Genomic DNA, 20,139 nt, shown 5'->3' on the forward strand with positions numbered 1-20,139 from the left:
CCTGTCCTGCCGGCGTCCCGGGAGGTCCCGGTGGATGCCCGGGCAGGTCATGAACTTTCACCTGGGGAGGCCCGTTTCCCTGCCGGAGGTAGACAGAACTGTCTGTCCCACCGGTAGGGTGGGATTACTTGGCCGGGCACCTGCCGGCCCACTCGAGGGAAGGGAGCGACGTGAACGAGGAAATCAAACAGGTTTGGGCCGCTGCTGCCTGTCTGGAGTCACTGCAGGCCGAAATGGACCAGGCGCAGGCTGCCCTGGACTCGGCCCTTATGGAAGCGATGGGAGCCGGCGCGGGGCTGGACACCATTACCGTGGCGGCCAATCTGACCGCGCCCGAACTGAATGCGCGGATCAGCACCTTTGCCGCCTCGATGGCTGTCGCGGAGGAGGCGGTCCGGTCCGATAGGCGTCCCTCCCTGTTATAGGGATTTCCCGGGAACGGGTCCTGCCGCTGAACCCGGGTCAAGAACGCCGAAGGGTCAGGCCGAGTCCGATACGGCCTTGCTGACGTCCGCGGGGCTGTTATAGGAGCCCTTCGGAAGCTTCCGCAGCACGTCCAGCACGGACTTGTCCGCACCCGACTGCTCGGCGTTCTTGACCAGGTCCTCGGCGGAAGCGGGGTAGTCCACCCCGCCCAAGGCCTTCTGGATTTCTATCGGAGTCGGTTTGTCCGCCATCGTCCGGGCCTTTCTGATCGTGCCGTCCCGCGGGGGATGGTGTCCCAGGGAAAAAATCGCGGAACGAATATCCATAAGCTCACTTACTATAGGGATATTATAGAGATACGAACGCGGCTCCGCAGTTAGTCAGATGCCGTCCCGGGAGGCGGCGTCCTTCGAATGGAGGAATGCAATGACCGCATCACCAAATTACGCCCATGTCCGAGGCCACGCGTACACGAATGTCCAGAAGGCGGCCATGGCCGCCGGCGTGGTCTTCCTGCTCGTCGGCATCCTGGGCTTCATTCCCGGCATTACCACCAACTACAACCTGATGTCCTTTGCCGGGCATGATTCCGGGGCCATGCTGCTCGGCGTGTTCCAAGTGTCGGTCCTGCACAATATCGTCCACCTGCTCTACGGCGTGGTTGGGCTGGCACTGGCGCGTAGCGTTGCCGGCTCCCGCAACTACCTGATCTGGGGCGGTGTGGTCTACCTGGCCCTCTGGCTGTACGGACTGATCATCGGCCACGAGACCGCAGCCAACTTCGTTCCGATCAACACCGCGGACAACTGGCTGCACTTCGTCCTCGGCGTGGCGATGGTCGCGCTGGGCTTCCTGCTGACCAGGGAGCGCCGGGGGATTATGGGGCGTACCTGACGGGCAAGGGGCCCGAGGAGCGTAATCCGGACGGTGGCGGTGCCGCAAGGCGCCGCCACCGTCCTGTGCCTGGGTCCTGCCCAGGCTGTGCCCGTCTTCGGAAGTAACGCCGCACCTGGTGGTTTCACCATGGTGCAGACTAGATGGGAACCGAAGGCGTAGACAGGCTTGGGAGGAACATGCTTCGGCGCATGGCAGGAACGTTGCTGGCTCTGGTGCTGGTGGCCGCGGGCACGGCCTGCGCGCCGAAAGACGACGGGCGCTCCACCGCGGAAGCCCTGGCCGCCGCCCTGACGGCCGGAAATCTGGCAAAGCTGGAATTCAGCACCCCGGCAGCGGACGTGCAGGCCGCCTTTGCCAAAGCCACCGAGGGCATGGCACCGCTCAAGCCCGCCGTGACGGTAGGCGAGGTCAGCCAGACCGGCGGCGACACCGCCCGGGCCACGCTGCACTACACCTGGGACCTGCCGGACACGGACAAGGACTGGAGTTACACCGCCACCGCGGAGCTGAAGCGCACCGGCGACGCGGAGACGCCCTGGGACATCCAGTGGTCCCCGGCCGCCATCGAACCGACCCTGCAGGCGGGGGAGCGGCTGTCCCTGCAGGTCACGGACCCGAAGCGCGGTGACATCCAGGACGCGAACGGCCAGGCGATCGTCAAGGACCGGCCGGTCAAGGTGGTGGGCATCGACAAGAAGGGGCTCTCCCCGGCCCAGGCCGAGGCTTCGGCACGGGCGCTCGCCGCCGTCGTCGATATTGACGCCGGGGAGTACGCGAAGATGGTGTCCGGCTTTGGACCCGATGCCTTCGTGGAGGCCATCACCCTGCGCCAGGCCGCCTACCGGAAGCTGGACCAGGACGCGCTGGACGCAATCAAGGGGGCCAGGGCCTTGTCCCGGTCGCTCCCGCTGGCCCCCACGCGCGAATTCGCCTCAGCCATCCTCGGCTCCGTCCGGGAGGCCACCGCCGAGGACATCGAAAAATCCGAGGGGCAGATTGTCCAGGGCGAGCTGGTCGGCGCTTCGGGCCTGCAGGCTTCCTTCAACAAGGAGCTGGCAGGTACACCCGGGCTGACCATCAGCGCCGTCGGCAAGCCGGCCGGAAACGGCGCCGAGGCGCCGTCGCGCGAACTCTTCGCCACCGAACCGGTGGACGGATCGGCGGTGAAGACCAGCCTCGTGCCCAGGCTGCAGGCCGCGGCCGAGAAGGTCCTGGCGGACACGGCGTCCCCGAGCTCCATTGTGGCCATCCGCCCGTCCACCGGCGAGATCCTCGCCGCGGCTAACGGCCCGGGCAGCGGCGGCTACAACACCGCCTTCCTGGGCCGCTACGCCCCCGGCTCCACCTTCAAGATCGCGACGTCGCTGGGGCTGCTGCGCGAGGGGAAGACGGCCAAATCCACAGTCACCTGCGCTCCGCAATTCTCTGCGGACGGCAAGAAATTCGAGAACGCGGACGGTTATCCGGCGGCCTACACCGGGACAATCACGCTGACCGAGGCTATCGCGCACTCCTGCAACACCGCCTTTGTCTCCCAGTTCGAAAACCTCTCGCAGGACCAGCTGGCAGAGGCCGCCGGTGCCCTGGGCATTGGCATGGAGGCGGACATCGGGCTCGAAGCGTTCTTCGGCAATGTCCCGAGGGACGAGACCGGCACCGCCCACGCGGCCTCGATGATCGGCCAGGGCAGGGTGCAGGTGTCGCCGCTGGCGCTGGGGGTGCTGATGGCCTCCGTGGTCAAGGGCGAGGCCGTGGTGCCGCAGCTGGTCGAGGGGCGCGACGGCGGCGCCAAGCTGGCCGAGGGGCCGAAGCTGACGGACGAGGAGGCCGGGCAGCTGCGGACGATGATGCGCGCGGCGGTCACCGACGGCTACCTGTCGAGCCTGGCCGAACTGCCGGGCGAGCCGGTGATTGGCAAGACCGGCACCGCCGAGTACGGCTCGGGTACACCGTTGAAGACCCATTCCTGGGTCATTGCGGCGCAGGGGGACCTGGCCATTTCCGTGTTTGTCGAGGACGGCGACCTCGGCGCGGTCACCGGGGCGCCGATGGCGAAGAAGTTCCTGCAGGCCGCCGCCGGCTGATTAATCGGCCGGCGGCCGGCACAGGGCAGGCGGCGGCCGGACGGGCCGCCGCCTGCTGTACCTCCTGTGGTGTTTACCGGCCTGTGGTGTTTACCAGCGGTGGGCGACGTCGATGACCAGCATCGACATGTTGTGCTGGCCTGTCAGGGTAAAGACCCGGAACGGCAGCCGGGACCGCACACCGAGCCCGATGGTGGTGACACCTTCGAAGCTGCCTCCCCACGCCGCCTGCCGGAACGTCTCGTAGCCTTTCAGATTGACCAGTTCCCTGGGGTTCTTCGGCGAATAGGTGGCCTTGCCGGCGCTGTTGTACGCCGGTGCCCGGACCGTGACCTGCAGGTCGGCGGCACCGCGCAGCGGGATTTTCTTGCCGGATCCTTCCGCGAGGACGGACTTGACGTAGCGGACGGTGTAGCCCGGCGCCTTGCCCTTGAGATCGACCACCAGCCGGTCAAAGCAGGGGTGCCTGCCCGAACGGACATTGATGATCGGCGACTGGACCATGAGGGACTTGGACTTGGCCTGCGACCCCCAGTTGATTCCGCAATACGGGGCTGCGCTGGCCGTGCTCGGTGCCACCAGCCCCAGACCCAGGACCAGCAGCAGGACCGCCAGCCACGCGGGTAATTTCTTCATGACGTACCGCCTCAAAGTTGCGAGATGGATTCATCTATGATATGGCGCCATGGTCGGTTGTGGGCGGGTCCGGAGCAAAATGCTCCGGAATCGTTACCGGCTGCGGGAGCATCCCAATCGGCGTGCGCCCCAATCTCTAGCATTTGCGGGAAACCGGCCTGCTTTCATTCCAGCCGTCCAGCTTGCTGAAGCTGACCGCCTTGTAAGCGGCATTGCATTCCAGCCCGCCGCCGCTGAAGGAGAAGGAGCCGTGCCGCGGCTTGATGGACCTCTGATCCACCGCACGATCCTTACGGATGTTCACCACCCAGACATGGATGGGACTGCCCGTGTACCCGCTTCCCCGGACGCTGTACGAGCCGTTCCCGGCGACGCTCAGAGACAGCGAGGATCCGTTGGCGGTGATCTCCATCGCCGCGGCCGGGGCGGCTGCCCCCCATCCTGCCATCAGGGCCACCAGCATGCCTGCGATCACCATCAGCAGACGCCAAGTGACTGAAATCTTCATGATGTCAACTGCTTCCGTGCATATCCGGGGATCCAGGATGCGGGCGGCCTGCGCCTCGCCTGTGTGCGGCGGACCGGCTGGCTTCCTGGCGCCGGCTTGGCCCTCCGCCTCTTTGCGACGGACCGGCGCGGGCCGCCCCGTCCAGCAGGCACCGGACCGGCTGCCATCCCCTCAAGTGACATCCTCAGGAGGAATCTTCCTCCGGTGCGTCCACCGCACCCCGGCGGTGTTCCTCAATCGTAGGGGATGGGGATTGATCAATGACAGTCCCCGGACTGGAAAAGCAGTTCCGGTCATGCCCTGGGCGTGCCTTCCTGCTCAGCGAGACGGCGCAAGCTGCCACGGCACGCTGGCCACCATCACGCCGGGTTCGAAGTGCAGGCGGGCCTTGATCCGCAACGCGGTCTGGTTGTGGACCAGGTTCTCCCACCACCTGTCCACCACATACTCCGGAATATAGACCACGATCAGCGACCGCGGGTCCTCGCGGCGGAGGGCGCGCAAGTAGTCCAGGATCGGCCGGGTGGTTTCGCGGTACGGCGAGGGCAGCACCCTGAGCGGGACCGGCAGCCCCAGCGTCTCCCAGTCCGCCAGCGTCCGCCGGGTCGCGGCGTCGTCGAGGTTGACCGTGACCGCATCGAGCCGGTCCGGGCGGGAAGCCCGCGCGTAGGCCAGGGCGCGCAAGGTCGGCTTGTGGACCTGCGAGACCAGCAGCACGGCATGCAGCCTGGTCGGGCCCGCGCCGTCGTCCGGGGCCTCTGCCGCCAGTTCCACGGCCACGCGCGCATAGTGGGTGTGGATGGCGTTCATCAGCAGGTACAAGCCCGCCATGGCCACCAGCGCGATCCAGGCGCCGTGCTCGAACTTGGTGATCAGCACGATCACCAGCACGGTGGCCGTCATGCCCAGCCCGATGCTGTTGACCGTGCGGGACTTGGAGAGGTGCCGCCGCGACGGCCCGTCGCGGGTGAGGCGCAGCTGCCGGTTCCAGTGCCGGATCATGCCCAGCTGGCTGGCTGTGAAGGAGACGAAGACGCCCACGATGTAGAGCTGGATCAGCCGGGTGACGTCGGCGTGGAACGCGATGATCAGTACCAGGGCGCCGGCGGCCAGCGCCAGGATGCCGTTGCTGAAGGCCAGCCGGTCGCCGCGGGTGTGCATCTGCCGCGGCAGGTAGCCGTCCTTGGCCAGGATGGAGGCCAACACCGGGAAACCGTTGAACGCGGTGTTGCTGGCGAAAACCAGGATGGTTCCGGTGGCTGCCACCACAATGTAGAACGGAATGGAGGCGTCGCCGAAGATGGTTTCGGCCAGCTGGCTGATCACCGGGCGCTGGATGTAGTCCGTGCCGACGGGCCGGCCGTCCAGCAGCAGTTCGGTGGCGGGATCCTGGGCCAGATGGACCCGGGTGCGGCTGGCCAGGAAGAGGATTCCTGCGAGCATGGATGCGGCGATGCAGCCGAGCAGCAGCAGCGTGGTGGCAGCGTTGCGGCTCTTGGGCTTGCGGAAGTTGGGTACGCCGTTGCTGATCGCCTCGACGCCGGTCAGCGCCGCGGCGCCGGAGGAGAACGCGCGCAGCAGCAGGAAGGCTCCGGCCAGCCCCGTCAGGCCGTTTTCCATGCCCGCCGCCGGGGCGATTCCGAACGCCGCGGACGGTGCTTGGCGCAGCGTGCCGGCGGCGGCCTGGACGAGGCCGGCTGCCGTCATGCCCAGGATCGATGCCATGAAGGCATAGGTGGGCACCGCGAACACGGTCCCGGCCTCCCGGACCCCGCGCAGGTTGACCACGACCAGGACGACGACGCCGGCCGCCGCGATGGCGGCCGCGTCGCCTTCCAGCGCGGGCACCGCGGTGATCAGGTACTGCGCTGCCGAAGACATGGAGACCGCCACGGTCAGGACATAGTCCACGAGCAGGGCGGAGGCTACGGTCAGGCCGGCGGGCCTGCCCAGGTTTTCCCGGGCAATTTCGTAGTCGCCGCCGCCGGAGGGGTAGGCGTGGACATTCTGCCGGTAGGAGGCCACAACCGTGACCAGCACCGCCATCACGGCCAGCCCGACCCAGGGCGCGACGGCGACGGCGGAGATGCCTGCCAAGGCCAGGGTCAGCAGGATTTCATCCGGCGCATACGCCACGGAGGAGAGCGCGTCGGAGGCGAAGACCGGCAGGGCGATACGCTTGGGCAGCAGGGTATGCGCCAGCCGCTCGCTCCGGTAGGGGCGGCCCAGAAGGAACCGTTTGAACGCACTCAGCAGTTCGAGCACGAGCCCAAGTTACACCTTGGACCGCTTCCTTCGTCGCTTCCGGCCGCAGCAGTTCCCGGGCCGTGGTCAGCGGCGCGGAGTTGCGGTGTCCTTCCGGGCCGAGGCCCCGACTTCCGGCCGTTGCTCCCGGGCCGGGGGCGCTTCGGCAACCGGGCCTGGTGCCGGGTGTTCGGCAAAGGCATGGTCCTCGTTCATGGTGGCCTCGTCGAAGGGGTCCCTGCCGGCGAGGACGTCCTCCACCTGGCCGTTGTCGACCTCGTCCGTCCAGGTGCCGATCAGCACGGTGGCCACGGCATTGCCGGTGAAGTTGGTCAGCGCGCGGGCCTCGGACATGAACCGGTCGATGCCCACGATCAGCCCGACCCCGTCGACCAGGTCCGGCCGGTGGGCCTGCAGGCCCCCGGCCAGCGTGGCCAGGCCGGCGCCGGTGACCCCGGCGGCGCCCTTGGAGGCGATGATCATGAACACCAGCAGCGAGATCTGTTCGCCGAGCTCAAGCGGTTTGCCCAGGGCGCTGGAGACGAACAGTGCCCCCATGGTCAGGTAGATGGCGGTGCCGTCGAGGTTGAAGGAGTAGCCGGTCGGCACCACAACGCCGACCACGGGCCGGGCCACGCCCAGGTGCTCCATCTTGGCGATCAGCCGGGGCAGGGCGGCCTCGGAGGAGGAGGTGGAGAAGATCAGCAGGTACTCCCGGGCCAGGTACTTCATCAGCCGGAAGATGTTGATCCCGGACACCAGCCGCAGCAGCGTGCCCAGCACCACCACGATGAACATGATGCAGGTGATGTAGAAGGCGATCATCAGGGTGGCCAGGCTGATGATCGCCTGCACGCCGGTCTCCCCGACGACGGCGGCAATGGCGCCGAACGCCCCGATCGGAGCCAGCCACATGATCATGATCAGGATGCGGAACACCAGCGCCTGGATGTAGCCGACGGCGCGCAGGATCGGCAGCCCGGAAGGTCCCATCTTCTGCACCGCGAACCCCACCAGCAGGGCCACGAAGAGGGTCTGCAGGATGTTGCCCGCGGTCAGCGAGGACAGCAGCGTGGCAGGAATGATGCCCAGGATGAAGCCCACCGTGCCGGCCGCCTCTTCGCCGCCACCGCCGGCTTTGTAGGTCGTACCGGAAATGTCCAACCCGGTGCCCGGATGGATCAGGTTCCCGACCACCAAACCGATGCCCAGGGCGAAGGTGGACATGACCATGAAGTAGGCCAGGGCCAGCCCGCCGACCTTGCCCACGGTGGCGGCCTTGGCGATCGAGCCGACGCCCAGGACGATGGTGCAGAAGATGATCGGGGCGATCATCATCTTGATCAGGGCGATGAAGCCGGTGCCCAGGGGCTTGAGGCCTTTGGCGAACTCAGGTGCCAGCAGGCCCAGGACGGCGCCGAGCACCACCGCGGCAATGACCGCCATATAGAGGACATGGGTCCTGTCCTTCTTGCGGACCGTTCCGGGTCCGGTGCCGTTGCCCGCTCCACCCGGCTGCACCGGAGTACCGCCGGAGGGAACCTGCGCCGAGGATGCCATGGGAACCTCCCTGAGTGACGGAAGAGGGGCGAACTGGCGTTTCTCCTACTTTCCCACCGTGCGCCCGGTACCACCATGGGGAAGGGCGCGTCAAGCACAGGTTTTTTCGGTTTCAGCCGACGTCGAAGCCCCGGAACCCGCCGGTGGCTTTGGCATAGCCGGCTTCCACGCGGTCCACCCGGCCGGGGGCGTCGGATTCCAGCAGGGTCACGAGGCGCTCGAGTGATGGGCGCGGACCCTCGGCGGTGATCCGGACCGTGCCGTCGGGGCTGTTCACCGCGATGCCGGCCAGGCCGAGCCGTTCGGCTTGGGCGCGCGTCCAGTACCTGAATCCCACACCCTGCACCAGACCGGCCACCGTTGCCGTCAGTCGTTCGTCTGCCATGGTCGTCAGGTGCGGGCCGGCATTTGCTGCAGTGTCCAGGTGTTGCCATCCGGATCCGCAAAGGTCACGAAGGACCCCCACTCCTGCACGTCCACGTCGCTGGCCTGGACGCCGCGGCCGAGCAATTCTTCGCGGGCGGCCGCGGCATCCGGGACCACCACCTGCAGGCCGCGCTGTGAACCGGGGGCCATGTCGGTAATACCTTCGCCCAGGGCGATGGAGCAGGCCGAGCCCGGCGGTGTGAGCTGGACAAAGCGCAGCCCGGGCCGGACGGTGTGGTCATGGTCGGCGTTGAAGCCGACCTGTTCGACGTAGAATTTCTTGGCCCGGTCCACGTCGGTGACGGGAACGAAGACGAGTTCGAGCTTCCAGTCCATGGGCTTCACGCTAGCGGCTGCCCACCGCCTGCGGAAGGCTCAGTCCGCCTGCGCGGCCAGACCTCGTATCCTTCGGCCTTTTCGAACAGGCGCCGGGGATGGGAACCATTGGCGGAGAGCCACAGTACATCCGCGTTGACCGTGACGGCGTCAACGCGTCCGGTCCGCACCGCCCGGCCCGAGCGGCGGATCTCCACCAAGGTTCCGGGGAGCAGGTCCCAGCTTTCAAGGGGCGACTCGGTCATGGGTCCTCCCGAGGTTGGCATGGGGTGAGACTGGACATTAAGGATTGCGGAGCCGCGCGGGCCCCGCAACGGAAACCGCCGGTTGTTCACGCCGAATTAATCTGCGGGCGTCCGGGCAGTAGATTGTGCAGTAGCCGGGCCTACCCGGCCCGGACCGTGCAAGGAGTGCTCCAGTGACCCTGATCGACAACGGCGTCTACGTGGGCGGCAAGCGGACGGACAGCCCCGCCAACCTGGACGAAACGTACGGGCTGATGCGGCAACGCGGAGGCATGGCCTGGATCGGTTTCTACCGCCCGGCAGAGGAGGACGTGCTCTCCGTCCAGCGTGAATTCGGGCTGCATGAACTCGCCATCGAGGATGCGCTCAGCGGCCACCAGCGGGCCAAGCTCGAGCGTTACGGCGAAACCCTCTTCGTGGTGCTCCGCCCGGCACGATACCTGGACGAGGTGGAAATGGTCGAGTTCGGCGAACTGCACGTTTTCGTCGGTCCCGACTTCGTGGTGACCGTCCGGCACGCCGAGTCCCCGGACCTGGCACAGGTACGCAAGCGGATGGAGCAGAGCCCGGAACTGCTGGCCCTGGGGCCGCAGGCGGTGCTCTATGCCATCCTGGACCAGGTCGTGGACGAATACGCCCCGGTGGTAGCGGGGCTGGAAAACGACATCGATGAAATCGAGGATGAGCTCTTCCGCGGGGATCCGGAGGTTTCCCGGCGCATCTACCAGCTCCACCGTGAAGTGCTGGCCTTCCAACGGGCGACCCAGCCACTGGACGACATGCTGGCCGCCCTTGAACGGGGCGCGGAGAAGTACCATGTTCCGCTCGAGCTGCAGCGGCGGCTGCGCGACGTCCATGACCACGTGCTCCGGGTGGCGGACCGGGCGAATGCATTCCGGGCGCTGCTGCAGAACGCCCTGACGGTCAATGCCACGCTCGTGGCCCAGCGCCAGAACGAGGATATGAAGCGGATCTCGTCCTGGGCTGCCATCCTCTTTGCCCCGACCCTGGTGGGCGCCGTCTACGGGATGAATTTCCGGGAGATGCCCGAGCTGCGCTGGGCGTGGGGCTATCCGCTCGCGCTGGCGATGATGGTGGCCATCGCCGTCGGGCTTTACGTTGCCTTCAAGCGCAACAAATGGCTGTGACCGTCCGCGGGCGGGGACCAACCTGCCGTCCCCGCCCGCGGACGGGCCTGCGTCAGGACAAGCTGGCGGTGATGTCCCTGGTCCGGTGGTCGTAGCAGAAAGTGACCGGCCCGCCGGGATGGTGCAGTTCATGGTTGCTGCCGTTGGGCTGGCCGAAGGCCCCGTAGTTCTCGTCCCACGAGCGGTTCAATGCCGCCTTGAAACTGTAGAAGCCTGCGGGCAGGTCCGCAGTCAGCTTCCAGAGCTGGTCTTCCGGGTCGAGGACCATCTGGACCTCGTCGAAATGCGGCTGCCAGTTATCGGGGCAGCCCAGCACCGTGCCGAAGTCGCCGGCCAGCGCGACGGCCGCCGGCTGCGGGAAGGCGACATCGACCGGTGCCGCGTCGGCCAATTCCTCGGTCACGGCCTGCACCAGCTCGGCAGCCTGCACCAGTTCGGCGGCCTCCACGAGCTGCACGGCCTCGGCCGGGACTGCCGGAGCGTCGGCCGGAACTGCGGGGGCCTCGGCCGGAGAGGCCTCCGGCAGCGGGGTCCCGGCAGGCACCGGGGTGCCCTCCGCCAGCGCGGCGGCCAGGGAAACCGCATCCGGGAAGGCGACGGTGGCGCGCAGCCCCTCCTCGGTGATGCTCCAGCCGCCCCGGCCCTTGACAAGCCAGCCGGCCTTGACCAGCTTGGTGGTGGTGGTGGTCAGGGACTTGTGGCCGCGGGGGACACCTCCGGAGAGCAACTCGCTTTCCTGCGCGTTCAGCGGGAAAAGCTCGATGGCTTCGGCGAGTACCGCGCTGCCGCCCATCTTTGAGCCCTGCCCGGCCCGGGCCAGGCGGTCAAGCACGGCCTTGAGCCGTTTTGCGTTGTTTTCCTGAGTGTTTGCGCTCACAGTGCACCTCCGGTCACTTACGATGTGACAGCAGTCTTGCATCCCTGCGTGGACATCTCATGTCTTTGCGGGTAAATACGGCGTTTCGTGGCCTTATGTTGCGCCGCCTGTTGCTGCACGCGGCGCGAATTCCACGGCCGGAGGCCACGGAGGGACGGTTATTTGCTCCCGGCCGCCGCGATGGCGGCCGCCTTTTTCCGGTAGACGCCAAGGAAGGCCGCGATCCGCCGCACGGCTTCCTCGATGTCGTCCGTCGACGGGAGAATGACGAAGCGGAAGTGGTCCGGCGCCGGCCAGTGGAAGGCTGTGCCGTGGGAGATCAGGATCTTCTGGTCCTCGAGCAGGTCCAGGACGAACTGCTCGTCGTCGGTGAAGGGGTAGACCTCCGGGTCCAGCCGCGGGAAGAGGTACATGGCGCCGGCTGCCGGAACGCAGCTGACCCCGGGGATCTCGTTCAGCAGCCGGCAGGCCAGGTCGCGCTGCTCGCGCAGCCGTCCGCCCGGCTTCACCAGGTCCTCGATGCTCTGGTAGCCGCCGAGCGAGGTCTGGATGGCGTGCTGGGCCGGCACATTGGCGCACAGCCGCAGCGAGGCGAGCAGCTCCAGCGACTCCCGGTAGTCGGCGGTGGCCATGCGCGGGCCGCTGATGGCCACCCAGCCGGCGCGGTAGCCGGGCATCCGGTACGCCTTGGACAGGCCGCTGAAGGTCAGCACCGGGAGGTCGCCGGCGACCGAGGCGGTGTGGATGTGGACGGCGTCTTCATAGAGGATCTTCTCGTAGATCTCATCCGAAAACAGCACCAGGTCATGGCTGCGCGCCAGCTCGGCGAACTGTTCGAGGATGTGTCGGGGATAGACGGCGCCGGTGGGGTTGTTCGGGTTGATGATCACAATGGCACGGGTGCGGTCCGTGATCTTGGCCGCCACGTCCGCCATGTCCGGCCACCAATGGTTTTCCTCATCGCACAGGTAATGCACCGGCTCGCCGCCGGAGAGCGTCACCGATGCGGTCCAGAGCGGATAGTCGGGCGCCGGGATCAGCACCTGGTCCCCGTTTTCCAGGAAGGCCTGCAGGGTCATGGAGATCAGTTCGCTGACACCGTTGCCCAGGAAAATGTCTTCGACGCCGATCTGCATCAGGCCGCGGGTCTGGTAGTACTGGGAAATTGCGGTACGGGCGGAGAAGATGCCCTTGGAATCGCTGTAGCCCTGCGCCTCGCGCAGGTGGTGGATCATGTCCACCACGATGGACTCCGGCGCCTCGAGTCCGAAGGGCGCGGGGTCGCCCAGGTTCATCCGCAGGATACGGTGTCCGGCAGCCTCCATCTTCTTGGCCGCATGCAGGATCGGGCCCCGCAATTCGTAGCGGACATTCTGGAGTTTGCTGGAGTGCTGCATCGGGCGCATAGTCCATTTTTTCATATGAACAGCGTTCGGACGTGTTAGCCGGCGCACGTTTTGTTGACCGAGGCAATTGAAGGCGGCTTACCTTGCCGCCCGCCGCCTGGCCCGGGCGAGGTCGCGCCGCAGTCTGACATTGTCCGCTTCCAGGCGCAGGACCAGGCCGACGCCGGCGAGGTTCACCCCGGCTTCGACCAGCTCGCCGATCCGCTTGAGGCGTTCGAGGTCGTCGTCGCTGTACCTGCGCGTGCCTCCGCTGGTCCGTTCCGGCTCGACCAGGCCCTTGCGCTCATAGAGCCGCAGGGTCGGCTGCGCCATTCCCACCAGGTCGGCGGCAACCGAGATGCCGTAGACCCCGCGCGAGGAACGGGAGGTGTCCGGGGATTCCATGGCTGCCCTTCTCTCGATTCCCTCTTGCGTAAATTTTACTCCTTGGACCTATAATATCTATGTCAGTGGATGTAGATATCCTGACAGCGAAGAACTGAAGGAGGCAACCATGTTGATGCGAACTGATCCGTTCCGGGAGCTCGACCGGCTGACTCAGCAGGTCTTCGGAACCCCGGCCCGCCCCGCCGCCATGCCGATGGACGCTTGGCGCGAGGGTGACGAGTTCGTGGTTGAGTTCGACCTGCCCGGTGTTGATCCGGGATCGATCGACCTGGATGTGGAGCGGAACGTGCTCACCGTCCGCGCCGAGCGGAAGGCGAGGGCCCCCGAGGCGGCGGAAATGGTCGCCGAGGAACGGCCCACCGGCACTTTCAGCCGCCAGCTGATCCTGGGTGACACCCTGGATACCGCCAATGTGAAGGCGGCCTACGACGCCGGCGTGCTCGCCCTGCGCATCCCGATCGCCGAAGAGGCGAAGCCGCGCAAGATCGAGATCACCACGGGAGGCCAGCGGCAGGAGATCAAAGCCTGACTTCTTCCGCAGCCCGGCTGCCGCGCGACGGCACCAAGCGCCGCGCGGCAGCCGCTTGCCCCGGGCCGCCCGTCTCCCCGGGGGGCAAGGGAATCTGAGGGGCCACCATGAATGAGCAACTCCCTGATCTGTATGCGGTCCTGCAGGTGGACCGTACGGCCAGTCGCGAGGAGATCCGCCGCGCCTACCGGCGGCTGCTGCGCAGCTTCCATCCGGATCTGCAGTCCTCGCGGGGGGAGGACGAACCCGCCCACGCAGCGCGGAGCCTCCGGGAGGTTATGGAGGCTTATGCCGTGCTGGGCGATCCTGAGCGCCGCGCCGAATATGATCGGGCGACGGCGCCTGCACCGCTGCGCCCGGCATCCCGGGAGCCGTTCCTGCTGAACTGGCCGCCGAGGGATACCGGCGGCAGCGCCTGGATGTTTCCTTCACGGCATTCCGCGTGGCCGGACCTCCAGGAGCTGCTGGAATACTTCCTGCGGCGCCGGTTCCCTTGGTGAACGCAAGGTCGCAAGGCATGAGGTTGGACTGTCGAGAGGAGACCGCCAATGAACAACGGCAACAGCCGGGACAGCCGGCACGGCAGCTGGCGCCGGTACGACTACAACCTGTTTCCCGTCTTCCACGAGCGTTTCGAGGAACGGTGGGGCGAGGGGACCGCGCCGTTCCTGGACCCGAGCGTCTACGACGAGGAGCAACCCAGGCCGCGGGCGCAGTGGATCAACGTGGACACCGGCGCCGCGGTCGCCGTCGTCCCGGTCTGGCAGGATGACCGCAGGAACAGGTCCTTTGCCGTGTTCTACCTTCCGCCGGCGGGCGGCATCTGGGTCCTGCGCCCGGGCTTCACCCAGTACGTCGAAAGCGCCGAGGCGACTGACACGGACCAGGTCGCGCTGCGCAACGACTCGTTTAAGAAGGCCGTAGCCCACGCTGAGGAGTTCATTTTCGGCCCGGGCTCCTGACCGGATTCCCGGCCCGGGGCAGAGGCACGGTGCCGCTGATCCGGTGCCGCGGTACGTCACGGGCCGGGCATTCCGGCCGCCTCCACTCCTGCCGAAGCATGCTCCAGGCCGGCGGCATGCCGGAGGATGTTCCGGGCCATGGACGGGAAGATCAGCCCGTGGAAGGGCAGCACCAGCCACCAGTAGGCCTTGCCGGCCAGGCCCCGGGGAAAGTAGACGGCCCGCTGCCGGTAGGTGGTTCCGGTACCGTGCGGCAGGGCGGACAGCTCGAGCCAGGCGTCCCCGGGAACCTTCATTTCCGCCCGCAGCCGCAGCACCTTGCCGCCGGGGCCGTTCCCGATGTGTTCCACCCGCCACCAGTCCACCGCTTCGCCGACGCCGAGCCTGCCGCCGTGCCGCCTGCCGCGGTTATGCCCGGCGCCGCCCACCAGCTTGTCCAGGACCCCGCGGATCACCCAGGCCGCCGGCCACGAGTACCAGCCGTTTTCCCCTCCGATCCCTTCGATGACCTGCCAGACGTACTCCGGGCCGACGGTGCTGTCCCGCAGCCGCTCGTCGACATACACGGTGCGGCCGGCCCAGTCCGGATCGCTGGGCAGCGGGTCCGAGGGCGGCCGGCCCGAGGCGTTGGTCCAGCTGGTTTCCACGTCGCCGCTGCGGATCCTGCCCAGCGCCAGCTCCACCGCCTTGAGGTAACCGGTCAGACCGCCGGGCGGCGGCGGCACGTACCCGTCGATGTCATGCTCGGCGGACACGGCATCGTGCTGCAGCGACTCGACCAGCGGCACGGCCATGGCGTGCGGGATGGGCGTGGTCAGGGCCACCCACCAGCCGGCCAGCCGCGGTGCCGGAACCGGCAGCGAGTAGATGCGCCGGGGCGCCAGCTTTGCCTCATGGGCGTAGCCGTACAGCAGGTCGGCGTAGGTCAGGACCTCGCGGGAGCCGATGTCGAAGGCGCGGTTCAGTCCCGGCGGCAGCTCCGGGGCCCGGACCAGGTAGTGCAGGACGTCGCGGATGGCGATCGGTTCGATCCGCCGGCGCACCCAGGACGGGGCCGGCATCACCGGCAGGTTCTCGGTCAGGTGCCGGATCATCTCGAACGAGGCCGAACCGGAGCCGATGACGACGCCGGCCTGGAAGACGACGGCGGGCACCACGCCCTCCAGCAGTACCCGGCCCACGGCCGTGCGGGAGCGCATGTGTCGTGAGAGCGGCACATTGTCCGGGTGCAGCCCGCCCAGGTACACAATCCGCCGCACCCCGGAACGGGCGGCGGCATCGGCGACGGTGCCGGCCATCTCCAGTTCCCTGGTCTCGAAATCCGCCCCCGAACCCATGGAGTGCACCAGGTAGAAGAGCGTGTCCACGCCCTCGCAGGCCCTTGCCGCGGTCTGCGGATCGGCCAGGTCGCCGGCAGCGACGTCGACCGCGTCGCGCCAGGGCACCGCCTGCAGCTTCGACGGCGCACGGGCCAGCACCCGCACCCTGTAGCCCTCGGCGAGGAGCCGGGGGACGAGCCTGCCGCCGATGTAACCTGTCGCGCCGGTGACCAGCACGAGTTTTCGCTCACCCATCAGCCTGCCTTCCAAACCGACGTTGCGCGGCAGTGCCGCAGGTGCCGCCGGGCACGTCCACGGCGGTTGCCGGGCCCGTGGCAGGGTCCATGGACCGAGTCTAGTCCCGGGCCGCCGCGGGCGTCCCGGGCAGCAGGGCCGGGCTGGATGTGCCGGGAGCAGGGCTTCCCGGGCCCTGGTTTGCTAAATTCGAGGCAGGACCGGCAGCCGGCCCCCGGACGGCGGTTCAGGACCCGGTGAGCGAAAGACTGGCCGAAGGATTTCCCGTGGAATGGATGGTGCTGGTCCTGGCCGGCGTGCTCGAAGCTGTCTGGGCGACGGCGTTTGCAGCCTCGAATGGTTTCCGCCGGCCCCGCCCCGAGCATCGTGTTCGTCGCGGCGATGGCTGCGAGCATGGCGGGCCTGGGCTATGCAATGCGGAGCGTGCCGATGGGTACGGCCTATGCTGCCTGGACGGGGCTGGGCGCCGCCCTCACCGTGGCCTGGTCCGTGCTGTTCGGCGGCGAGCAGGCGGAGCCGCTGAAGATCCTGTTCCTGGCCGGGATTATCGCCTGCGCAGCCGGGCTGAAGTTTGCCGACGGCAGGGCTGGCGGCAAGGCCGGTGACGGCGGCTAGCGGGCGAACATGGCCCGGGCCAGGTCCCGCCAGATGTGTGCCAGCGCCTGCCACAGCTCCATGTCCTCCACGCGGGGTCCGGCAGGCAGTTTGCCGCGCAGGTGCAGGTCCAGTGCCGCCAGCAGGGTCTCCCAGCCGGGCGCGAAGTCCCCGATGCTGTCCAGGTAGTCCTCCTCCGGCATCTCGAACGCTGCCGCATTCTCGAAGTCCAGCCTGGTTCCTCCGCGCGGATCCGCCGCCAGCTTGACATCCACGATGTTGTCCGGCGTCCCGAATGTCAGGGTGAACCGGCGGCCGGGGTCGCAGTAGAGGATGTCCCCGCCGGCGCTGCCCTCCAGCTGGTAGCTGCCGCCACGCCGCAGGTCCCCGCTGACGGGCAGGAACCACAAACGCACCCGCTCCGGATCGGTCAGGGCGTCCCACACCTCTTCCGCGGGGGCGGCAAGCAGACGGCTCAGCCGCAGGATGTAGGTCTCGCCGTCGGCCGCCAGGGCGAGCGTGCGCTCGTGGGCGGTAATGACGCTGGCCAGATTGAGCATTTCAATGCCCCTTTCCTGGTTTGTGTTGTCCGCGCTGCGCCGGTCACAGCAGTCGCAGCAGGCCGGAGACGGCCCTGCGCACGCGCTTGCGCAGGCCGCTGTTGAGCAGCACCAGGCCGTCGAAGTCCCCGGCCGCGGCGAAGACGGAGGCAGGGACCACGAAGGCCTGCAGGAAGGCGAACAGGGGGCGCAGCTCGTGGTCGATCATCAGCAGGTGCCGCTCGCTGCCGCCGTCAGCCACCAGCAGCACCGGCGTGTCCGCCAGTGCCCCCTGCCCGACGAAATCGATGAAGTGCTTGAACAGCCCGGAGTAGGAGCCCTGGTAGACCGGGCTGCCGGCGATGATCGCATCTGCGGTTTCGAAGGCGCGCAGCCGGCCCAGGACCTCCGGCGCCAGGTCTTCCCGGGACAGGGCGGAGGCGAATCCCGGCCCCAGCTCGGCCACGTTGATTTCCTCGCGGCCCACCTGCCGGTGCCGTCCGAGCTCCTGGGCCGCGAGGTCCAGGAGCATGGTGGTTTTCGACGGCGGGAAGTAGCTGCCGTCCAAAGTGGCCACGCGGATCGGCCGGTCGCCGGCAGGCCCCGGCGCGCTAGCCATGCATCGCCGGCCCCCAGCCCAGGAACGTTCCGCCGAACCACGCCAGCACCAGCAGGGCCGCCAGGGAAGCGGCCGGCACGAACAGGGTCAGGGGTGGATTCCGGCGCATCAGGTGCAGGCCGGCCACCAGCAGGACAATCCAGACCAACTGCAGCGCGATGACGCCGTACAGCGGCGCGATCAGGCTGGTCGAAATGTAGAAGAGCGCCGAACCGCCGTGCAGCAGCAGGCCGGCAACGCCCAGCGACACCGACCACCATGGGCGTGCCGTGTTGCCTGCATCGGGGGATCCGCTGGAAAACGCGGAGGGTGCCGAGCCTGCCATGCCGCCGTCCTGGGCCGTGAATGCCTATGCTTCCCGTCGGGAGGCCGAACGTGTGCCCCTCGTCCTAGTAGGCTACCCCCGGCGGGCTGATCTGCACAGGCCGGATGTAAGGCTCCGTCCGGGCAACCACCGTGGACAGCTGCCCTGGGCCCGGGTAGGGTGGGCCGCGGCAGCCGCGGTTGCGCCCCGTTTCCCTGGTATCCAAGGAGGTCCTGATGGCATCGGAATCCCGTACCACCATCGACCACGACGAAATCCGCCGCTGGGTGGGAGAGAACAAGGGCGTCCCCGCGAGTGTCAAGGGCACGGAGAAGGGCGGCGAGGCCAGCACCTTCTTCAAGCTTGTTTCCCGGTAGCTTCAAGCCCGTTTCCCGGTAGCCCCGGCACCTCCGCCGCCCTCGTTCCGCGGCGCCGGCAGGAGGTCCTGGACCGGGGGGATTATTGCTTTATAAGCAAGCTTATGTTTTTCTGTCGAGCAGAAAGGGTCAACCGCCACTCGACGGATAGGAAACAAACGGCTATGTCGCTTGTCACGAACCGCCAGGAAGCCGCTGCCGGCTCCGAACTGGACCCCTTCAGGCGCGTCCGCCGGTGCCAGGGAGCCTTGCGCAAGGCGCTGGAGGAAGAGCTGCTGCTTGAGTACCTGCATATCGCCGAGGCCGCTGCCCGGCGGTACGAGGGCGCGGGACGGGATCTGGAGGACTTGCGGCAGGTGGCCCGCCTGGGCCTGCTGAAGGCGGTGCGCAGTTTCGATCCGGAGCGCGGCACCCAGTTTCCGGCCTACGCACTGCCGACCGTGACGGGGGAGTTGAAGCGCTACCTGCGGGACAGCTGCTGGATGATCCGGCCGCCGCGCCGGGTGCAGGACCTGCGCACGGACCTTGCCAAGGCGGCCCCCGGCCTCGCCCAGCGGCTGGGCAGGGAAGCGACCGAGACCGAACTCGCCGTCGAACTCGGGGTGAGCCGGCAGGCGGTCGCCGAGGCACTGGCCAGCCGGAACAGCCTGCGGCCGGATTCCCTCGAGGCACCGCTGGAGGGGAGGGAGCCGGCGGAAACGCTCGGCGGCTGGGACGGCCGGCTGGATGCCGTGGAGAGCCGGGTGATGCTTCGTGCGGCCCTTCGCGAGCTCAGCGGCCGCGAACGGCGGCTGCTCTTCTACCGTTACTTCCATGAGGAGAGCCAGCAGCGCATCGGCGAGCGCCTGGGCATGACCCAGATGCAGGTATCCCGGATGTTGGCCGCGGTCCTGGTCAAGCTGCAGGGGCACCTGCTCGAGGAGCCTGCAGGAGCAGGGCAGCCGGCCCGCACCGCCTGAGTGCCTTGGAATGGGGCGCGAGGGTCCCGCTGTGGCGGCGAAGCCGACACTGCGGGAGTGCCCTGGAGTGGGGCGCGAGGGTCCCGCTGTGGCGGCGAAGCCGACACTGCGGGAGTGCCCCAATCCCTAGGACAGGCCCAGCCGCGCCGCTGCGGCCAGCACGTCGCCGGCGGTGACGGCCAGCAGGGCCGGATCCGGCACGGCGGAAAAGGTGTCGCCGACCCGGCGGCTCTCATCCGTCAGCACGATGTGCGGCCCCGGCGGCGGCCCCCATTCGGCGGCCGGCGCGGGTCCGAAGATGACCACCGAGCGGCGCCCGTAGGCGGTGGCCAGATGGGCGGCGCCGGTATCGGCGGAGATGACCAGCGCGGCGTCCGCAATCAGCGCGGCGAATTCTGCCAGCGACTGGTGCCCGGCCACGACCGAGGCCGCGGGGAGCCCGGCAAGCTCGGCTACCGCCACCGCGCGGGCACGCTCGGCGCTGCTGCCGGTAAGGACCAGG

The 20,139-nt window shown here is 68.0% G+C and carries 26 protein-coding genes; 10 read left to right on the forward strand and 16 right to left on the reverse strand.

Going from position 1 to position 20,139, the window contains the following annotated elements:
• The first annotated feature begins 170 nt into the window (after positions 1-170).
• A complete protein-coding gene (locus ACFQ36_RS04635; RefSeq protein WP_377011098.1) occupies positions 171-425 on the forward strand; it encodes a hypothetical protein in 255 nt (84 codons plus the stop codon).
• Between the two features lie 54 nt (positions 426-479).
• On the opposite strand, the gene ACFQ36_RS04640 is transcribed toward ACFQ36_RS04635, so the two are convergent.
• On the reverse strand, positions 480-677 hold the full coding sequence (locus ACFQ36_RS04640) for a DUF2795 domain-containing protein (RefSeq protein WP_377011100.1): 198 nt from the start codon (positions 675-677) through the stop codon (positions 480-482).
• Positions 678-852: 175 nt separating this feature from the next.
• On the opposite strand from ACFQ36_RS04640, the gene ACFQ36_RS04645 reads away from it, so the two are divergent.
• Positions 853-1,320, forward strand: a complete 468-nt coding sequence (locus ACFQ36_RS04645) for a DUF4383 domain-containing protein (protein ID WP_377011102.1) — start codon at positions 853-855, stop codon at positions 1,318-1,320.
• 191 nt (positions 1,321-1,511) lie between these two features.
• Entirely contained in the window at positions 1,512-3,407 is a 1,896-nt protein-coding gene (locus ACFQ36_RS04650) for a penicillin-binding transpeptidase domain-containing protein (protein WP_377011104.1), read from the forward strand.
• Between the two features lie 90 nt (positions 3,408-3,497).
• Here the strand turns inward: ACFQ36_RS04650 and ACFQ36_RS04655 are convergent, their stop codons facing one another.
• The 7 genes from ACFQ36_RS04655 to ACFQ36_RS04685 form a co-directional block, all read right to left on the reverse strand.
• Positions 3,498-4,043, reverse strand: coding sequence for a hypothetical protein (locus tag ACFQ36_RS04655; protein ID WP_377011106.1), 546 nt, complete (start codon positions 4,041-4,043; stop codon positions 3,498-3,500).
• Positions 4,044-4,179: 136 nt separating this feature from the next.
• Positions 4,180-4,551 (reverse strand): hypothetical protein, encoded by a 372-nt coding sequence (locus ACFQ36_RS04660; RefSeq protein WP_377011108.1) that lies wholly within the window; start codon positions 4,549-4,551, stop codon positions 4,180-4,182.
• 318 nt (positions 4,552-4,869) lie between these two features.
• Positions 4,870-6,816 (reverse strand): APC family permease, encoded by a 1,947-nt coding sequence (locus tag ACFQ36_RS04665; RefSeq protein ID WP_377011109.1) that lies wholly within the window; start codon positions 6,814-6,816, stop codon positions 4,870-4,872.
• Positions 6,817-6,882: 66 nt separating this feature from the next.
• Positions 6,883-8,355 carry a cation:dicarboxylate symporter family transporter gene (locus tag ACFQ36_RS04670; protein ID WP_377011111.1) on the reverse strand — a complete coding sequence of 491 codons (1,473 nt, stop codon included), beginning with the start codon at positions 8,353-8,355 and terminating at the stop codon, positions 6,883-6,885.
• Between the two features lie 112 nt (positions 8,356-8,467).
• Positions 8,468-8,740: an acylphosphatase gene (locus ACFQ36_RS04675; protein WP_377011112.1), complete on the reverse strand. Its 273-nt coding sequence runs from the start codon at positions 8,738-8,740 to the stop codon at positions 8,468-8,470.
• Between the two features lie 5 nt (positions 8,741-8,745).
• The gene (locus tag ACFQ36_RS04680; RefSeq protein ID WP_377011149.1) at positions 8,746-9,117 is read right to left on the reverse strand and encodes a glyoxalase superfamily protein; all 372 of its coding nucleotides are present in this window, start codon (positions 9,115-9,117) and stop codon (positions 8,746-8,748) included.
• A gap of 5 nt (positions 9,118-9,122) precedes the next feature.
• Positions 9,123-9,362, reverse strand: coding sequence for a hypothetical protein (locus ACFQ36_RS04685; RefSeq protein ID WP_377011114.1), 240 nt, complete (start codon positions 9,360-9,362; stop codon positions 9,123-9,125).
• A 173-nt stretch (positions 9,363-9,535) separates the two neighbouring features.
• Between ACFQ36_RS04685 and corA the strand changes: the two genes are divergently transcribed.
• Positions 9,536-10,510, forward strand: coding sequence for a magnesium/cobalt transporter CorA (gene corA, locus ACFQ36_RS04690; protein WP_377011116.1), 975 nt, complete (start codon positions 9,536-9,538; stop codon positions 10,508-10,510).
• A 52-nt stretch (positions 10,511-10,562) separates the two neighbouring features.
• Here corA and ACFQ36_RS04695 read toward each other — a convergent pair whose 3' ends face one another.
• From ACFQ36_RS04695 to ACFQ36_RS04705, 3 genes are all read right to left on the reverse strand, one after another.
• Positions 10,563-11,387, reverse strand: a complete 825-nt coding sequence (locus ACFQ36_RS04695) for a glycosidase (RefSeq protein WP_377011118.1) — start codon at positions 11,385-11,387, stop codon at positions 10,563-10,565.
• Positions 11,388-11,545: 158 nt separating this feature from the next.
• Complete coding sequence (locus tag ACFQ36_RS04700) at positions 11,546-12,793, reverse strand: pyridoxal phosphate-dependent aminotransferase (protein ID WP_377011120.1); 1,248 nt, start codon at positions 12,791-12,793, stop codon at positions 11,546-11,548.
• 78 nt (positions 12,794-12,871) lie between these two features.
• The gene (locus ACFQ36_RS04705) at positions 12,872-13,177 is read right to left on the reverse strand and encodes a MerR family transcriptional regulator (protein ID WP_377011122.1); all 306 of its coding nucleotides are present in this window, start codon (positions 13,175-13,177) and stop codon (positions 12,872-12,874) included.
• A gap of 109 nt (positions 13,178-13,286) precedes the next feature.
• On the opposite strand from ACFQ36_RS04705, the gene ACFQ36_RS04710 reads away from it, so the two are divergent.
• The 3 genes from ACFQ36_RS04710 to ACFQ36_RS04720 all read left to right on the forward strand — a co-directional run bounded on the left by ACFQ36_RS04710 (position 13,287) and on the right by ACFQ36_RS04720 (position 14,671).
• Positions 13,287-13,709, forward strand: a complete 423-nt coding sequence (locus ACFQ36_RS04710; RefSeq protein WP_377011125.1) for an Hsp20/alpha crystallin family protein — start codon at positions 13,287-13,289, stop codon at positions 13,707-13,709.
• A 107-nt stretch (positions 13,710-13,816) separates the two neighbouring features.
• Entirely contained in the window at positions 13,817-14,209 is a 393-nt protein-coding gene (locus ACFQ36_RS04715; protein ID WP_377011127.1) for a J domain-containing protein, read from the forward strand.
• Positions 14,210-14,257: 48 nt separating this feature from the next.
• Positions 14,258-14,671, forward strand: a complete 414-nt coding sequence (locus tag ACFQ36_RS04720) for a hypothetical protein (protein WP_377011128.1) — start codon at positions 14,258-14,260, stop codon at positions 14,669-14,671.
• 56 nt (positions 14,672-14,727) lie between these two features.
• Here ACFQ36_RS04720 and ACFQ36_RS04725 read toward each other — a convergent pair whose 3' ends face one another.
• Positions 14,728-16,245 carry an SDR family oxidoreductase gene (locus ACFQ36_RS04725; protein ID WP_377011130.1) on the reverse strand — a complete coding sequence of 506 codons (1,518 nt, stop codon included), beginning with the start codon at positions 16,243-16,245 and terminating at the stop codon, positions 14,728-14,730.
• A gap of 336 nt (positions 16,246-16,581) precedes the next feature.
• Between ACFQ36_RS04725 and ACFQ36_RS04730 the strand changes: the two genes are divergently transcribed.
• On the forward strand, positions 16,582-16,860 hold the full coding sequence (locus ACFQ36_RS04730) for a DMT family transporter (protein WP_377011132.1): 279 nt from the start codon (positions 16,582-16,584) through the stop codon (positions 16,858-16,860).
• Here the strand turns inward: ACFQ36_RS04730 and ACFQ36_RS04735 are convergent.
• The 3 genes from ACFQ36_RS04735 to ACFQ36_RS04745 are packed head-to-tail and all read right to left on the reverse strand — an operon-like array spanning position 16,857 to position 18,322.
• Complete coding sequence (locus tag ACFQ36_RS04735; protein WP_377011134.1) at positions 16,857-17,399, reverse strand: SRPBCC domain-containing protein; 543 nt, start codon at positions 17,397-17,399, stop codon at positions 16,857-16,859. The genes ACFQ36_RS04730 and ACFQ36_RS04735 overlap by 4 nt on opposite strands.
• 43 nt (positions 17,400-17,442) lie before the next feature.
• Positions 17,443-17,997: an NAD(P)H-dependent oxidoreductase gene (locus ACFQ36_RS04740; RefSeq protein WP_377011136.1), complete on the reverse strand. Its 555-nt coding sequence runs from the start codon at positions 17,995-17,997 to the stop codon at positions 17,443-17,445.
• Entirely contained in the window at positions 17,990-18,322 is a 333-nt protein-coding gene (locus ACFQ36_RS04745) for a hypothetical protein (RefSeq protein WP_377011138.1), read from the reverse strand. The genes ACFQ36_RS04740 and ACFQ36_RS04745 overlap by 8 nt, the downstream gene beginning before the upstream one ends.
• A 215-nt stretch (positions 18,323-18,537) precedes the next feature.
• On the opposite strand from ACFQ36_RS04745, the gene ACFQ36_RS04750 reads away from it, so the two are divergent.
• Both ACFQ36_RS04750 and ACFQ36_RS04755 read left to right on the forward strand, forming a co-directional pair.
• Positions 18,538-18,678: a hypothetical protein gene (locus tag ACFQ36_RS04750; RefSeq protein WP_377011140.1), complete on the forward strand. Its 141-nt coding sequence runs from the start codon at positions 18,538-18,540 to the stop codon at positions 18,676-18,678.
• Positions 18,679-18,842: 164 nt separating this feature from the next.
• Positions 18,843-19,637, forward strand: a complete 795-nt coding sequence (locus ACFQ36_RS04755; RefSeq protein ID WP_377011142.1) for a sigma-70 family RNA polymerase sigma factor — start codon at positions 18,843-18,845, stop codon at positions 19,635-19,637.
• A 126-nt stretch (positions 19,638-19,763) separates the two neighbouring features.
• Here ACFQ36_RS04755 and ACFQ36_RS04760 read toward each other — a convergent pair.
• A partial coding sequence (locus ACFQ36_RS04760; protein ID WP_377011145.1) for a glycosyltransferase family 9 protein occupies positions 19,764-20,139 on the reverse strand: 376 nt, incomplete at its 5' end.

This window comes from Arthrobacter sp. GCM10027362, assembly GCF_042679445.1.
GTDB lineage: Bacteria > Actinomycetota > Actinomycetes > Actinomycetales > Micrococcaceae > Crystallibacter.

Bases quoted from the DNA above. Each gene is read 5' to 3' on its own strand.
- ACFQ36_RS04700 (WP_377011120.1), bottom strand. From the start codon at position 12,793: ATGCGCCCGATGCAGCACTCCAGCAAACTCCAGAATGTCCGCTACGAA.
- ACFQ36_RS04710 (WP_377011125.1), top strand. From the start codon at position 13,287: ATGTTGATGCGAACTGATCCGTTCCGGGAGCTCGACCGGCTGACTCAG.
- ACFQ36_RS04685 (WP_377011114.1), bottom strand. From the start codon at position 9,362: ATGACCGAGTCGCCCCTTGAAAGCTGGGACCTGCTCCCCGGAACCTTG.
- ACFQ36_RS04680 (WP_377011149.1), bottom strand. From the start codon at position 9,117: ATGGACTGGAAGCTCGAACTCGTCTTCGTTCCCGTCACCGACGTGGAC.
- ACFQ36_RS04720 (WP_377011128.1), top strand. From the start codon at position 14,258: ATGAACAACGGCAACAGCCGGGACAGCCGGCACGGCAGCTGGCGCCGG.
- ACFQ36_RS04650 (WP_377011104.1), top strand. From the start codon at position 1,512: ATGGCAGGAACGTTGCTGGCTCTGGTGCTGGTGGCCGCGGGCACGGCC.
- ACFQ36_RS04640 (WP_377011100.1), bottom strand. From the start codon at position 677: ATGGCGGACAAACCGACTCCGATAGAAATCCAGAAGGCCTTGGGCGGG.
- ACFQ36_RS04755 (WP_377011142.1), top strand. From the start codon at position 18,843: ATGTCGCTTGTCACGAACCGCCAGGAAGCCGCTGCCGGCTCCGAACTG.
- ACFQ36_RS04735 (WP_377011134.1), bottom strand. From the start codon at position 17,399: ATGCTCAATCTGGCCAGCGTCATTACCGCCCACGAGCGCACGCTCGCC.
- ACFQ36_RS04655 (WP_377011106.1), bottom strand. From the start codon at position 4,043: ATGAAGAAATTACCCGCGTGGCTGGCGGTCCTGCTGCTGGTCCTGGGT.
- ACFQ36_RS04725 (WP_377011130.1), bottom strand. From the start codon at position 16,245: ATGGGTGAGCGAAAACTCGTGCTGGTCACCGGCGCGACAGGTTACATC.
- ACFQ36_RS04645 (WP_377011102.1), top strand. From the start codon at position 853: ATGACCGCATCACCAAATTACGCCCATGTCCGAGGCCACGCGTACACG.
- ACFQ36_RS04730 (WP_377011132.1), top strand. From the start codon at position 16,582: ATGGTTTCCGCCGGCCCCGCCCCGAGCATCGTGTTCGTCGCGGCGATG.
- ACFQ36_RS04705 (WP_377011122.1), bottom strand. From the start codon at position 13,177: ATGGAATCCCCGGACACCTCCCGTTCCTCGCGCGGGGTCTACGGCATC.
- ACFQ36_RS04745 (WP_377011138.1), bottom strand. From the start codon at position 18,322: ATGGCAGGCTCGGCACCCTCCGCGTTTTCCAGCGGATCCCCCGATGCA.
- ACFQ36_RS04750 (WP_377011140.1), top strand. From the start codon at position 18,538: ATGGCATCGGAATCCCGTACCACCATCGACCACGACGAAATCCGCCGC.
- ACFQ36_RS04660 (WP_377011108.1), bottom strand. From the start codon at position 4,551: ATGAAGATTTCAGTCACTTGGCGTCTGCTGATGGTGATCGCAGGCATG.
- ACFQ36_RS04670 (WP_377011111.1), bottom strand. From the start codon at position 8,355: ATGGCATCCTCGGCGCAGGTTCCCTCCGGCGGTACTCCGGTGCAGCCG.
- ACFQ36_RS04715 (WP_377011127.1), top strand. From the start codon at position 13,817: ATGAATGAGCAACTCCCTGATCTGTATGCGGTCCTGCAGGTGGACCGT.
- ACFQ36_RS04740 (WP_377011136.1), bottom strand. From the start codon at position 17,997: ATGGCTAGCGCGCCGGGGCCTGCCGGCGACCGGCCGATCCGCGTGGCC.
- ACFQ36_RS04675 (WP_377011112.1), bottom strand. From the start codon at position 8,740: ATGGCAGACGAACGACTGACGGCAACGGTGGCCGGTCTGGTGCAGGGT.